The sequence below is a fragment of the Streptomyces sirii genome (assembly GCF_045690365.1).
In the GTDB taxonomy this organism is placed as follows: Bacteria; Actinomycetota; Actinomycetes; order Streptomycetales; family Streptomycetaceae; genus Streptomyces; species Streptomyces sirii.
This window is the reverse complement of sequence record NZ_CP147982.1, coordinates 7887658-7900500: the sequence shown is the minus strand read 5'-3', so window position 1 is coordinate 7900500 and position 12843 is coordinate 7887658. Positions and strand designations below refer to the sequence as shown.

At 71.4% G+C, this 12843-nt stretch carries 9 protein-coding genes; 8 read left to right on the top strand and 1 reads right to left on the bottom strand.

Annotation, left to right across the window (positions count from 1 at the left end; translation table 11 throughout):
- The first annotated feature begins 196 nt into the window (after positions 1–196).
- The 7 genes from WAB15_RS35020 (at position 197) to WAB15_RS34990 (ending at position 9725) form a co-directional block, all read left to right on the top strand.
- Positions 197–2245 carry an ATP-binding protein gene (locus WAB15_RS35020; protein WP_407288734.1) on the top strand — a complete coding sequence of 683 codons (2049 nt, stop codon included), beginning with the start codon at positions 197–199 and terminating at the stop codon, positions 2243–2245.
- A 6-nt stretch (positions 2246–2251) separates the two neighbouring features.
- Positions 2252–3844: an ABC transporter substrate-binding protein gene (locus tag WAB15_RS35015; protein ID WP_407288733.1), complete on the top strand. Its 1593-nt coding sequence runs from the start codon at positions 2252–2254 to the stop codon at positions 3842–3844.
- A gap of 141 nt (positions 3845–3985) precedes the next feature.
- Complete coding sequence (locus WAB15_RS35010) at positions 3986–4282, top strand: hypothetical protein (protein ID WP_399145355.1); 297 nt, start codon at positions 3986–3988, stop codon at positions 4280–4282.
- A 236-nt stretch (positions 4283–4518) separates the two neighbouring features.
- On the top strand, positions 4519–5571 hold the full coding sequence (locus WAB15_RS35005; RefSeq protein WP_399145582.1) for a chitinase: 1053 nt from the start codon (positions 4519–4521) through the stop codon (positions 5569–5571).
- A gap of 84 nt (positions 5572–5655) precedes the next feature.
- Positions 5656–7395, top strand: a complete 1740-nt coding sequence (gene polX, locus WAB15_RS35000) for a DNA polymerase/3'-5' exonuclease PolX (protein ID WP_407288732.1) — start codon at positions 5656–5658, stop codon at positions 7393–7395.
- 39 nt (positions 7396–7434) lie between these two features.
- Positions 7435–8583: a hypothetical protein gene (locus tag WAB15_RS34995; protein ID WP_407288731.1), complete on the top strand. Its 1149-nt coding sequence runs from the start codon at positions 7435–7437 to the stop codon at positions 8581–8583.
- A 224-nt stretch (positions 8584–8807) separates the two neighbouring features.
- Entirely contained in the window at positions 8808–9725 is a 918-nt protein-coding gene (locus tag WAB15_RS34990) for a PE-PPE domain-containing protein (protein WP_407288730.1), read from the top strand.
- Between the two features lie 4 nt (positions 9726–9729).
- Here the strand turns inward: WAB15_RS34990 and WAB15_RS34985 are convergent, their stop codons facing one another.
- A complete protein-coding gene (locus WAB15_RS34985; protein ID WP_399145350.1) occupies positions 9730–10392 on the bottom strand; it encodes a TetR/AcrR family transcriptional regulator in 663 nt (220 codons plus the stop codon).
- Between the two features lie 137 nt (positions 10393–10529).
- Here WAB15_RS34985 and WAB15_RS34980 point away from each other — a divergent pair, with 137 nt between their 5' ends.
- A complete protein-coding gene (locus WAB15_RS34980) occupies positions 10530–12701 on the top strand; it encodes a hypothetical protein (protein WP_407288729.1) in 2172 nt (723 codons plus the stop codon).
- Positions 12702–12843: the final 142 nt, after the last annotated feature.

Sequence of the window (12843 nt, the reverse complement as noted above, 5' to 3'; positions counted from 1 at the left end):
CGGTTCCAGCGGTCACAACCAGGTGACGCAGTGTGGCATTCGCCTGGCGGGCGGTTTGCGGCGCCTGTAAGTTCTATGACTCCAGGCGTGGTTGATACGGGTGTCATGCGGCTGATTTCTCGGGGGAACGGTGCCGCCCGCCTCCGAGGTTGCGGCTGTCTGGCAGCCACGGACGACGGAGGCAGGACGCAGCCAGATGCGCATTTGGGAAGGGTCACCGCTCTATGGCCGAGACCCGCTGCTGCGCTCGCTCATTCCCCGGCTCACGGGTCTGGCCTACGACGAGAGGTCCCGGACGGCGCGGGAGCATGCGGGCGATCTGCCCGTGGTCCTGCTGACGGGGCACCACGGCATGGGGCGCAGCGCCGTCCTCAAGGAGCTGGCGGCGCGCTACGCGGGCCGGCTGCCCCTCGCCCACGTCCAGGCGGTGGCGGCGGATTCCGACGCGCTCGGGCCCGTGTCGTCCGACGGTGCGGCCGTCGCCTCGACGTGTGTGGAGATCCTGACCGAGCTGGTGTGCGGGCTCGCGCCGGCGCTGCGCGGGCGCTTCCCCGTGCTGCTGCCCGGCCTGTTCGCGGTCTCCGGCTGGCGGCACGGCAACGGGGAGCAGCGGGACGCGGCGTGTCTGCGCCATGCCCGGCTGCTGCTCGCCTGCCGCCTCGCCACCGGCAACGAGAACGCCCTGCGGCAGGCCTGGGCCACCGCCGTCGAGGGCCGTCTGGAGGAGGCGGTCGACGCGGTGGGGAGCCGGGACGCGGTCACCGCCGCCGTGGTGGCGGAGTACGCCGAGCGGCATCGTCCGGCCGCGGCCGTGGAGTGGTACCGGCTCCGGTTTCCGCCGGGTGCGGAGGGCCAGGATCCGCTGGTGCTGCTCGGGGAGTGGTTCCAGCAGGGCGGCGACTACCGGCACGCGGCCGAGCAGAGCCTGATGGCCGCCTTCCTGCGCGATGTCTCCGCCTCGTACGGCAGGCTGCAGCGGTGGAACCGTGAGCCCTGGCCGCTCGTCCTGCTGGACGACGCGCACTGCGCCGCGGGGCAGGACTTCCTCGAACTGCTGCTGGAGCACCGCGCGAGGCCCGGCCGCCCCGAGCGCGAGGAGCTGGTCGTCGTGGCCACCCGGCTCGGCGGCTTACCGGAGAGCGCGCCGGCCGCGGTCCGCCGCGTCCTGCCCGACCTGGTGAAGTCCTCCGGCTGGGAGCGCAGGGGCCTCGCCCCGTCCGCCGGGCTGCTCGCCGTGCCCCTCACCCCGCTGAACCGCGACGACATCCTGCCCCTGCTGGTGCCGGACCGGCCGGCCCGGCCGCTCCACCCGTATCTGGCCACCGCCGTGCACTCGCTGACCGGCGGGCACCCCGCTGCGGTCACGGTGCTGTGCGCGGCGGTCCTGAACGCGACGGAGCAGGGCGTCAGCGTGGCACCGCGCGACCTCCTGGAGTTGGACACCCCGGACGGCCGCCCCGTCACCGAAGCGCTCCTGGAGCGGCTGCTGCCCAACCGGCGCCAGCGCGACCGACTGACCCTGCTCTCGCTCGCCCGCGACAGCACGGCCGCGGAGGCGCTGGCCGGCCATCTGCGCCTGCAGGGCCCCGACCAGCTGCCCGCCAACTCCGCCACCGACTACCTCGAAGAGCAGCAGTGGCAGCAGTTCACCCCGCCGGACCGGCCGCTGGTCAGCGACGCCCTGCTGCAGACGCTGCTGGTGCACGAGGCGCGCCGCACCTCCGGGGGAGCCGATGACGGCCGCGGCTGGCAGGAGATCCACCGGTTTCTGCGGATGCACCACGCCCAGCGCGGCGAGAGCGGGGAGGCGGACGCGCTGCGGCACACGCTCGCGGCCGGGAACGCCGAGACGGTGGTGGCCACCCTGGCCGAGGAGTTCCAGTCGGAGCAGGACGAGCAGGGCGCCGCGCACTGGCTGCGCTGTCTGCGGTACGCCGCCACCGCCCCCACACCGCCCGCCGGGGAGTGGACCGATGTGCGCATGCAGGTCGCGCTGGGCGCGCACGACGCCCGGTACGCGGACCTGCACGAGGTCGAGCGCTGCGTCAACCGGCTGCTGCACGCCCTGTGGCATGCGTCCGAGCCGTACGCGGAGCCGGACCCCGATATGTGCAAGGCGGTCGGCGAGGAACTGGCGTACCTCTCGCCGCGGCACCCGACCTGGCACGCCGTCCTCGGCCAGGCCGCCCGCAGCTGGCCTGCGGCGGCACGGAAGAGGCGCCCCCTCCCCCTCCCCGGTCAGTGAGGAAGCATGCTGGTCCGACTGTTCCGACGTCATCCCCGTGAGTGGGGGCCCATCGAGTGGCTGGCCGCCTTCGGACTCGGCGTGCTGGCCGCCCTCGTGATCTTCTCCGTCGTCCGCCTCGTGCGGGGTCCCGGGCGGTGCGGCGGCGATCTGCAGGACATCGGCGGCGACTGCGTGGGCGTCACCGCGGGCACCTTCGAAGCGGACCCGGCCATCGCCGGTCTCCTCGAGGCGGTGGCGGACGAGAACGCCCGGGTGCGGCAGGACTGGGAGAACCCGTCGAGCGGCCCCAAGATCCCGTACGTGCGGATCGCGCTGATGATGCCCTTCACCGCCGACGACCACAGCGCGATGACAACGGACATGATCCGCCGCGGACTTGCCGGTGCGCTGACCGCGCAGCGGCAGGCCAACCGCTTCGCCGGACCGCACTACCAGCTGCTGCTCGCCCCCGACGGCCGGAACCTCGACGCCTGGCAGCCCGTCGTCGAGCGGCTCGCCGAGCTGGCCAAGGACACCCGGGCGCCGCTGGTCGGCGTGACCGGCATACCGAGCAGCACACCGGAGACCCGTAAGACGATCGCCGCGCTCAGCGAGCACCGCATTCCCACCGTCGGCCCGGTGATCACCGCGGCCACCATGAACTCCCGGTACTTCTTCAAGACCTCGCCGAACAACGACCAGTTCGCCCGCGCCCTCGCGCTCTACCTGGACACCAAGCCGGGGAAGCACAAGGGGTTCCTGGTCTGGGACAACCGCGAGGAGGACGTCTACTCCAAGAACCTGCGCGCCGTCTTCGACAAGCACTTCGGCACGGGGTACGACCTGTCCAACCACCACTCGAACTTCACCGGCTCGTCCGGCACCGACAAGGGCATCCCCCAGCGGTTCACCGACGCCGTGCAGAAGATCTGCAACGAGAAGTCCGACACCGTCTTCTTCGCCGGGCGCGACCAGGACCTGCCCGCGCTCATCGAGCGCCTGGCCCAGGAGGGCAGCTGCGGGCGCACCACGAAGCTGCGCATCCTGAAGGTCGGCATCGGCCTGGAGCCCACGCTCACCGCGGACGCGCCCACGCGGTGGCTGAACGAGGCGCAGGCCACGATCGTCGACGCGTCCTCCGTCGATCCGGCCTGGTGGGGCGGGAAGGACAAGCCCGCGAAGGCCCTCGGCCGCTTCCTCGACCGCTTCGAGGAGCTCACCAAGGAGTACAAGCTGGGTGCCAAGCCGCTCGACGACGGCTACGCCGTGATGTACCACGACGCCTTCACCCTGCTCGCCGACGCCGTGGACCGCACCTTCAGCGAGATCAACGAGGGCGGGAAGCACACCCCGGAGGCCCTCCGCATCCCCACGAAGGACGACGTCTACAACACCCTGGTCATTCCGAGCATCGCCGGCGACAGCTGCAGCTCCTGCCTGGTCGGCGCGGCGGGCACCTACGGTTTCGAGGGCCCGGGCAAGAACGACCAGTGGGCGGTGTGCAAACCCGTACCCGTCGTGGAGTATCCGGCACCCGCCCGGACCGGCAACCAGAGCCCGCTCCCCCTGTACCGCACCTACCGCGACGGCGCCAAGGACACCTGCCCCGCCTTCTGAGGCGGGCACCGCCCGACCCGGTGCGACGCGGCGGGTGACCGCAGGGCGGAACCGCCGCGGCCGACCTACGGTGGTGTGAGAACGCCCCACCAGGGGCGCACGGCACGATCCCGCCGCCACAGCGTTCACCAGGAGGCGACCATGGAGGAGCATTTCGTCTGGGTGACTACGCGCCGCATCAAGCCGGGCACGTTGGAGGACTTCGAGCGGGCCTGGCGCCCGCATCCCTACCCGAAGGCTCTGCGCCGCGCCTACGCGTACTGGTCCGAGGACGGACACGAGGTCACCGGCGTCTCGTTCTGGGACTCCAAGGAGGCATGCGACGCCTGGCGCGCCTCCGACGAGGAGCAGCGCCGGCGTGCGGCCATGGCGCCCTTCGTGGTCGAGGAACGGGAGGGCTTCTACCGGGGCGGCGAGCTCACCGTCCACGTTCACTGACCGCTGCCCGGCGGCGCCGCCCGGTAACGACGCCCGTGCGCGGCCGAACCGCCCGCCGCGGCGGATTTCCAGTTGGTCCATACCTCTTGACGATAGGTATGGACCAACTTACGTTGTGCCCGTCACCGCCGCCCCTCACCAACCCGCGCGGAGAACCCCGGACACCCGGACTTCCCTGCCGCACCGCACCCGGCCCCCGGTGACACCCCGTCACACCCCGAAGGGAGCACAGCGTGATCGGTCGGACAGCGCGTCTACTGAGGGCCGGCGTGGCGATGGCCTGCGTCGTACCGATGCTGGTCTCGGCGGCACCGGGCACACCGCGGGACGACGATCCCTGCGCGGTCAAGCCGAGGCCCTCGGGCAAGGTGCTCCAGGGGTACTGGGAGAACTGGGACGGCGCGGCGAACGGCGTCCATCCACCCTTCGGCTGGACACCGATCACCGACACCCGTATCCGCGACCACGGGTACAACGTCCTCAACACGGCGTTCCCGGTCATCCGGGCAGACGGCACGGCCCTGTGGGAGGACGGGATGGACGCGACCGTGAAGGTGCCGACCCCGGCCGAGATGTGCCAGGCCAAGGGCGACGGCCTCACGGTCCTGATGTCCATCGGCGGAGCGTCGGCCGGCATCGACCTCAACTCCACCGGCGTCGCCGACCGGTTCGTCGAAACGCTCGTGCCGCTTCTGAAGAAGTACCACTTCGACGGCATCGACATCGACATCGAGACCGGCCTCACCGGCAGCGGCGACATCCGCCGACTGTCGGCCTCGCAGGCCAACCTGATCCGCATCATCGACGGCGTACTCGACCGGATGCCGCCGGACTTCGGTCTGACGATGGCGCCCGAGACGGCCTACGTCACCGGCGGCAGCGTGACCTACGGATCGATCTGGGGCGCGTACCTGCCCATCGTCAAGAAGTACGCGGACAACGGCCGGCTCTGGTGGCTGAACATGCAGTACTACAACGGCAGCATGTACGGGTGCCGGGGCGACTCGTACTCCGCCGGCACCCTCGAGGGCTTCACCGCGCAGACGGACTGCCTCGACAAGGGCCTGACCGTCCAGGGCACCACCATCCGGGTCCCCTACGACAAGCAGGTCCCCGGCCTGCCCGCGCAACCGGGCGCGGGCGGCGGGCATATGCCACCGAGCCTGGTGACGCAGGCCTGGAACACCTACGACAACGGCCTGAAGGGCCTGATGACCTGGTCGCTCAACTGGGACGGGTCGAGGGACTGGACGTTCGGCGACAACGTCAAGGCCGCGCAGGGCCGCTGAGGCCGGCGACCGGGGCCCCTGGCGGCGACGGCCACCGCGCCGCCAGGAGAGGCCCGGGGAACGCGACCGCATTAAAATGGCCCCGTGGTCCGGCGCAACGAGGAGGTCGAGGCGCTGCTCCAGGAGTACGCGGACCTCGTCCTGATCACCGGCGGAGACGCGTTCAAGGCCCGCGCCTACGAGAAGGCCGCACGCGCCATCGGCAGCCACCACGCCGATGTCGGCAAGCTCGACGCCGAAGGCCTGCGGGAGATCCCGAACGTCGGCAGGTCCATCGCCGACAAGGTGATCGGGTATCTGCGGACCGGGAGCATGCCCGCCGTGGAGGACGTCCGGGCGAAGGTCCCCGCGGGCGTACGGCAGCTGATGGCCATCCCCACCCTCGGCCCGCGCAAGGCCATGACGCTCTACCAGGACCTGCATATCTCCTCGGTGCCCGAACTGCTCGACGCCCTCCACGAGGAGCGGCTGCGCGACCTCAAGGGATTCGGCCCCAAGACCGAGGAGAACATCCTGCACGGCATCGACCTGATGCGGGCCGCGGGCGACCGGGTGCCGATCAACGCCGCCATGGACGTCGCCGAGGAGATCGTGGCCGAGCTGTCCGCCCTGCCCGGCTGCGAGAACTGCGGCTACGCCGGGTCGCTGCGCCGTATGCGGGAGACGATCGGCGATGTGGACATCCTCGTGGCGGCGGCCCGCTCCGCTCCCTTCATGGACGCCTTCGTACGGCTGCCGGGCACGGCCGAGGTGATCGCCCAGGGCACGAAGAAGACCTCCGTGCGCACCACCAAGGGCCTGCAGATCGATCTGCGGGTCGTGCCGCCGGACTCCTGGGGTGCGGGGCTGCAGTACTTCACCGGTTCCAAGGCGCACAACATCCGCACCCGCGAGATGGCCGTGCACCACAAGCTCAAGCTCTCCGAGTACGGCCTGTTCCACGCCAAGAGCGGAAAGAAGATCGTCTCGCAGACCGAGGAGGAGGTCTACGCCCGGCTCGGTCTGCCCTGGATCCCGCCGACGCTGCGGGAGGACCGCGGCGAGGTCGCCGCGGGGCTGCGGGGCGAGCTGCCGGACCTGGTCACGGAGGCGGACATCAGGGGCGACCTGCACACCCACACCGACCTCACCGACGGCCTGGCCCCGCTGGAGGAGATGGTGGAGACCGCCGCCCGGCGGGGCCTGCGCTACTACGCGATCACCGACCACGCCCCGGATCTGGCCATGCAGCGGATGACCGACGAGAAGGTACTGGCCCAGCGCGAGCGGGTGCGCGAACTCGACGGCAGGCACCGGAAGATGCGCCTGCTGCACGGCACCGAGCTCAATATCGGCCCGGACGGCGCGGTGGACTGGCCGCAGGAGTTCCTGCGCGGCTTCGACCTCTGTGTGGCCTCCGTGCACGATCACTTCCGCCAGGGGCGCGAGGCCCTGACCCGCCGGCTCGTGGCGGCCTGCGAGAACCCCGAGGTCAACATCATCGGCCACCCGACCACAAGGATCATCGGCCGGCGCCCGGGCCTCGACATGGACCTCGACGCGGTGTTCGCCGCCTGCGCCCGCACCGGGACGGCGCTGGAGATCAACGCCCACCCCGACCGGCTCGACCTGTCCGACGAGCACATCCTGCGCGCCAAGCGGTACGGCGTGAAGTTCGCCGTCGACACCGACGCGCACGCACCACTGCACCTGGAGTACCTGCGCTACGGCGTGGGCATCGCACAGCGGGGCTGGCTGACCGCGGACGACGTGATCAACACCTGGCCCCTGGCCCGGCTGCGCCGATTCCTCCGCAAAGAGGGCCCCGCGGCCACTTCGTCCTAACCTGGTAGTACACACCGTCCCCGATCCCGGGGGAAGATCATGGAACTCGGTTTTCTCAAGCCGCTCTTCGAGCGTCTGGGCCCCTGGGCCTCCGTGTACATCGACACCACCCGCGCGACCGAGGACGCGCCACGGCAGCAGAAGCTCCGCGAGCGCGTCGTGGCCTCGCTGCTCATCGACGCGGGGGCCGACCCGTACACCTGCCGGGCCGTGGTGGACCGGCTCGCCCACGAACCGTCCTCCGGGGCGCCTCCCGGCCGGGCCGTCTTCGCCGGCGGCGCCGAGGTCGTACTCGACATCCCACTCAGCGTGACACCAGTGCGCATCGAGGCGACCTGGTCCCTGCTGCCGCATATCGCCCCGCTTCCCGAGCTGATCGGCGAGGAGCCGCCGTGCCTGGTCGCGTACATCGACCGCACCGGCGCCGATCTGGAGCTGCGCGACGCCCAGCGCAGCCGGGCCGTGACCACGGCCGAGGGCAGGGAGTGGCGGGGCCGGGGGCACCGCAGCATCCCCACGGACCGGTACGAGTGGCACTACCGGAACAGGGTCGAGAACAGCCGCAACGAGACCGCGGACATCATCGCCGCCGAGCTCGCCCGGCAGTGGCCACAGACCGGCGCACGACTGCTGGTCCTGACCGGCGACGCCCGCGAGCGCAGAGCCGTGTACAACCGGCTGCCCGAGCGGATCCGGGCCGCCACCGTCGAGGCCGAGAACGGCAGCAGGTCGGCGGGCGCCTCCAAGAGCGTGCTGGACCGCCAGATCGCGCAGGCCCGGACCGCGTACGCGCAGGCCCGCCTCGAAGAGGCGCTCGGCCGCTTCCGCGCCGGACGCGGCCGCCCCGGCGAGCACGGTGCGGGCGGGGCCGACAGCAACCCCGGGGATGCGGCGGAAGGCGTGCCGGCCGTCGTGGACGCGGCCCGCAGCCATCAGATGCACACGCTGCTCCTCGGGCAGGACGCGTCCGACGCGGGTCGCGACGTCTGGATCGGACCCGGCGCCGACCAGGTCGCCGTCCGGCGCGGCCAGGCGCAGTCGATGGGCGTCGGCAAGCCCGAGCGGGCGCGCGCCGACGACGCCCTGCTGCGCTCCGCCGCGGCGGCCGACGCCGAGGTCCTGCTCGTCCCCGAGGGCGTTGCGGGCCCTGCGGGCGGCCTCGGCGCGGTACTGCGCTGGACCACGTGACCAAAAGGGGGCCGCGGGGGGGCCGGGGTAAATGAGGGCTGCGGCGCCCGCTGCCGCGGCGAGTTGACCCATCGGCCTCCACACCGGCTCCCTTCGACGTACCCACCACACACACGCTACTTTCACGAACAGCTCTGTTCGCAAAACCTCTCTCAGCGCTACCTTTGGCGTCGCACTGGGCTGGAACTCGCCTTCCTCCCAAGCCGATTCGAGACGAGGTGCACATGCGAAGGGCACGATCGTTATTCGCGTCACTGGTCGCGCTGCCCGTCCTGGGGCTGAGCGCACCGCAAGCCGTCGCGGTCCCCCCGCCGGCGCAGACCCGGGCCGACTGCCCGAACACGATGATCTTCGAGGTCGGTGGTCACCTCGACGGCGACGCCACGGTCTACGACCCCAGCAACGCCACGCTCCCCGAAGGCGTGTCGTTCACGAAGATCCACTACTCGGCGTCCATCGCCCCGTACCCCGGCGACACCGTGTCGCTGGACGACTCCGTGGCCGAGGGCATCGCCAAACTCGACGCGGCGGTAAGGAACTTCCACGGCACCTGCTCCGACAGCCATGTCACCATCGCCGGCTACTCGCAGGGCGCGCTCGTCGCCGGCGACGAGCTGGCCGTCCTGTCCGGGAGCGACGCCGTCCCGCACGACCAGATCAACGGCGTGCTCTACGGCGATCCCCGGCGGCCCGGTGCGGACGGTGGCCCGGGCGGCATCGAGACGAACCTGCCGACGGTGCTGCCGGGCATGACCATGAAGGGGCCGCGCGGCTTCGGCGGTCTGACGGTCAAGGAGATCTGCAACACCAACGACGGCATCTGCTACTCCGAGAACGTGATCACGAACCTGGCCTGCTTCGCCAACGGCGTGGCCGGCTACTTCACCGGCGACCACGGCTACGCCATCAACCCCCACGCCGTCTCGGGTGGCGGCGACCAGCTCAACCGTCAGGCGCCGAAGATTCCGATCTGCGGGCCGGGACTGCCGATCCCGAGCAAGACACCCCACGAGCTGTTCGACACCGACCTGACGGCGGGCCGGAATCAGGTGGCCGGCTACCGCACGATGGTGGCACCCCTGCTGCCCGCCGGCCTACGGGGCCAACTGGCGCACTTCCCCTGGCTTCCCGCGGCCGGATAGCCGCTCAGCCGAGGAGCCGTACCGCGAGACGGACGAGCGGATCCTCCAACGCGAGCAGACCCGTCAGGTCGTCCGCGACCAGTCGCGCAGTCACCAGCTGCGCGGCGGCCGCGACCAGGGCCTCGCAGTCGAAGCGCCGCTCGTCCGCACCGCTGCCGGCGCCGGCGCCGAAGATCTCGGCGATGGCGTCCGCGAACCGCCGCTGCCACGCCATGCGGCGGGCCAACGCCTCGGGCCCGGCGGCGTAGACCTCGACCAGGAACAGCCGGGCGAAGGCGGACTGTTCGCCGAGGGTCCGCAGATAGAGGCGCAGCAGCCGGCGGAAGGTTTCCTCGGGGGCGATCGGCATGGTCGTCCCCGGGGAGCCGGACGCCGGCTGCCAGGCGACCTCCAGCAGGCCCGCCAGCCGCTCCGTGGCGGCGTCCAGGGCCTGGATGAAACAGTCCTCCTTGGAACGGAACTGCTGGTAGAACGTCTCCCGCGACACCCCGGCGCGCCGGATGATCTCGGCGACCGCGGTCTGGGCGTACCCCTTGTCCCGCATCGCGTCCGCGGTGGCGGTCAGCATGCGTATCCGCTGCGACGACACCACCTGTTCACGGCTGAGGTGGTGCCGACCGCTGGGCAGGGGGCCGCGCCGGGCGGCGTTGTGCGGGGACTCGGCCACTGTTGCCTCCACATGGCATCGGTTCGGGCGCACGGTCCCGGTGGTGCTCACCGGCCGACCGCCTCGTCCCGCACCGGCGCGTTCCCCACCGGAAAACCCGCATGCGCGGTCGCGCGCGGTAATGGGATCATGCCGCAATGGACGACAGTCTCGAACCGCTGGTCATCCGGCACACCCTCCGTCTCCCCTCTCCCACCGGCCCCGCCGGTGAAGGCGGCGTCGCAGCACGGCAGTTCGACGCCGTGCTGATGTCCGTGGGCTTCAAGCTCTCGGCGGACCTGCTGGAGCATCTGTCGGGGCGCTCCGAGGGCACCGTCATCGACACCGCGGTGCGCACACTGCGCACCGTGCGCCAGATGGTCGGCGACCACGTCCAGCACAACGTCTACTTCATCGATTTCCCGGCCAACGTGCCGGCCACGTTCGACTTCTGGATGCGGTGCATCGCCGAGGCGCTCGCCGACGACGCGGCGCGACCCGGCACGGTCGCCCAGCTTCAGAGCGGTGTGCTGGACCTGCTCACCCTCCCGTCCTACGGCAACTACCGCCACACCTATGCCGAGATGCTCGCCGCCCACGACGAACTGATCGCCGCGGCGGGCGACCGCGTCACGGTCCTGCATCGGGGCGGCGACCTGGAGGACGAGATCGGTGCGCTGTATCTGGCCCTGGCCGGATCCACCACGCCCCTGGGCGACGACGACCTGCGCGATCTGCGGGCCCTCGCCGAGCACCAGGTGCACGGCCCCCAGCCCGAGGCGATCCCGATCCGGGAGAACCGCGCGGTCGTCAACCGAGCCCGGCTCGGCGCCGGCGCGGACCTGCTGCTGGACACCGTCACCGATGTGCTCCGCCTGGCCTGCGCACTGTCCGACGGCGATGTGACCCTCCAGGAACCGACGCGGTTCCGAGCGCTGTCGCGTCCGGTCCGCCGCGCGCTGCTCGCCGGCCTCGACTCCGTCGTCGCCGTGGCCCCCGCCAAGCTCGCCGACGTCGCCGTGCATCGCGAGGCCTTCAAGCGCCTCGGCGAACGCCTCCATCCGCACGAGTACCCGCGCTGGCCGCACGCCGCCGACGTCTTCGCCGTCGCCCGGGGCGAGAAGAAGGCACGTTCCTTCGACAGCCGCGTCGAGGAGCTGCTCGGCATGCACGACGTCACGGGCGCGGCCGAGCTGCTGAAGGCCGCCCCCGGCAGGCTGTTCCGCGCGCTGGACCGCCTGCTGCGGATGGCTCTCACCCAGGCCGAGCGCGATGCGGTGGTGGCGGCCGCGGAGCAGGTCGCCCCCGAGGTCGCGGGCCGGGTCGTGCTGTCGGTCCGCGAACACCTCCACAACCGTGCCGGGGAGGCCGGCGAACGCCGCGTCTTCGTCAACCGCCTGGGCCGGGCCTGGGTCACCTCCGACGAACGCCCTCCCGTACTGCCCCCGGAGCGCAAGCGCCTGATCGACGCGCTCGACGCCGAGATCCGCCGCCGTCTGCCGTCCCCGGACCGTCTGCTGATCGACCCCGACGTACTCGACGTCGCCCTCCCCCTCAGCGGCAAGGCGACCGCAGCCGGTCTCGGCGTGCTGCCCCGCGGCTCGATATCCCCGGTCGACGGCGAGTTGCTGCGCTTCTTCGTGTACTGGAAGCAGACCTGCCGCAGCACCGACTACGACCTGTCGGCGCTGATGCTGGACGCCGGCTACGCGACGGTCTCCTGGCTGTCGTACACCGCCCTCACCGCAGTCGAAGGCGAGCACTCCGGCGACATCACCGACGCGCCGGACGGTGCCTCGGAGTTCATCGATCTGCGCCTGGGCGCCGTGCGCGGCGCCTTCATCGTCCCGCAGGTCAACATCTTCTCCGGGGAAGGCTTCGAGGAGGTCGACGAGTCGTTCTTCGGTTTCATGCTGCGCGACGCCGATCAACGCGGCCGCCCGTTCGAGCCGCGCACCGTGCGGATGAAGTCCGAGCTGCGCGGACCGGGCCGGGTCGCGCTACCGCTGGCGTTCCTGCGCGGGGAGGACGGCCGTTGGCGCGCCAAGTGGCTGCATCTGTACCTCAAGGGCCATCCGGCGGCCAACCGGGTCGAGGGAAACCGGGTGTCGGTGGCGGCACTCCTGCGCGGCATCGTCGAGCGCGAGCACCTCACGGTCCGCTACCTCGCCGACCTGATGGCCGGCGACACCACGACCGTGACGCTGTGGGACGGCAGGACGGTCCCGGACGGTCCCGTCACCTACATCGGGCTGGAACGGCCCGACGGCCTGCCCGCCGGCTCCCGGACTCTCACCCCGGAAAATCTACGCGACCTGATCCCCGACTGACTGGTAGCGTTGACCGCGGCGAGGCCATGAAGGGGCTTCCTTCTCATACCTCTCTGACATAGTCCTTTCGCTTTCCTCGCCACCGACTTGCGCCGCATGCGGCGCACAAAGGCCTCCGGCCACCTCCCGCAGGAAGTGGCCG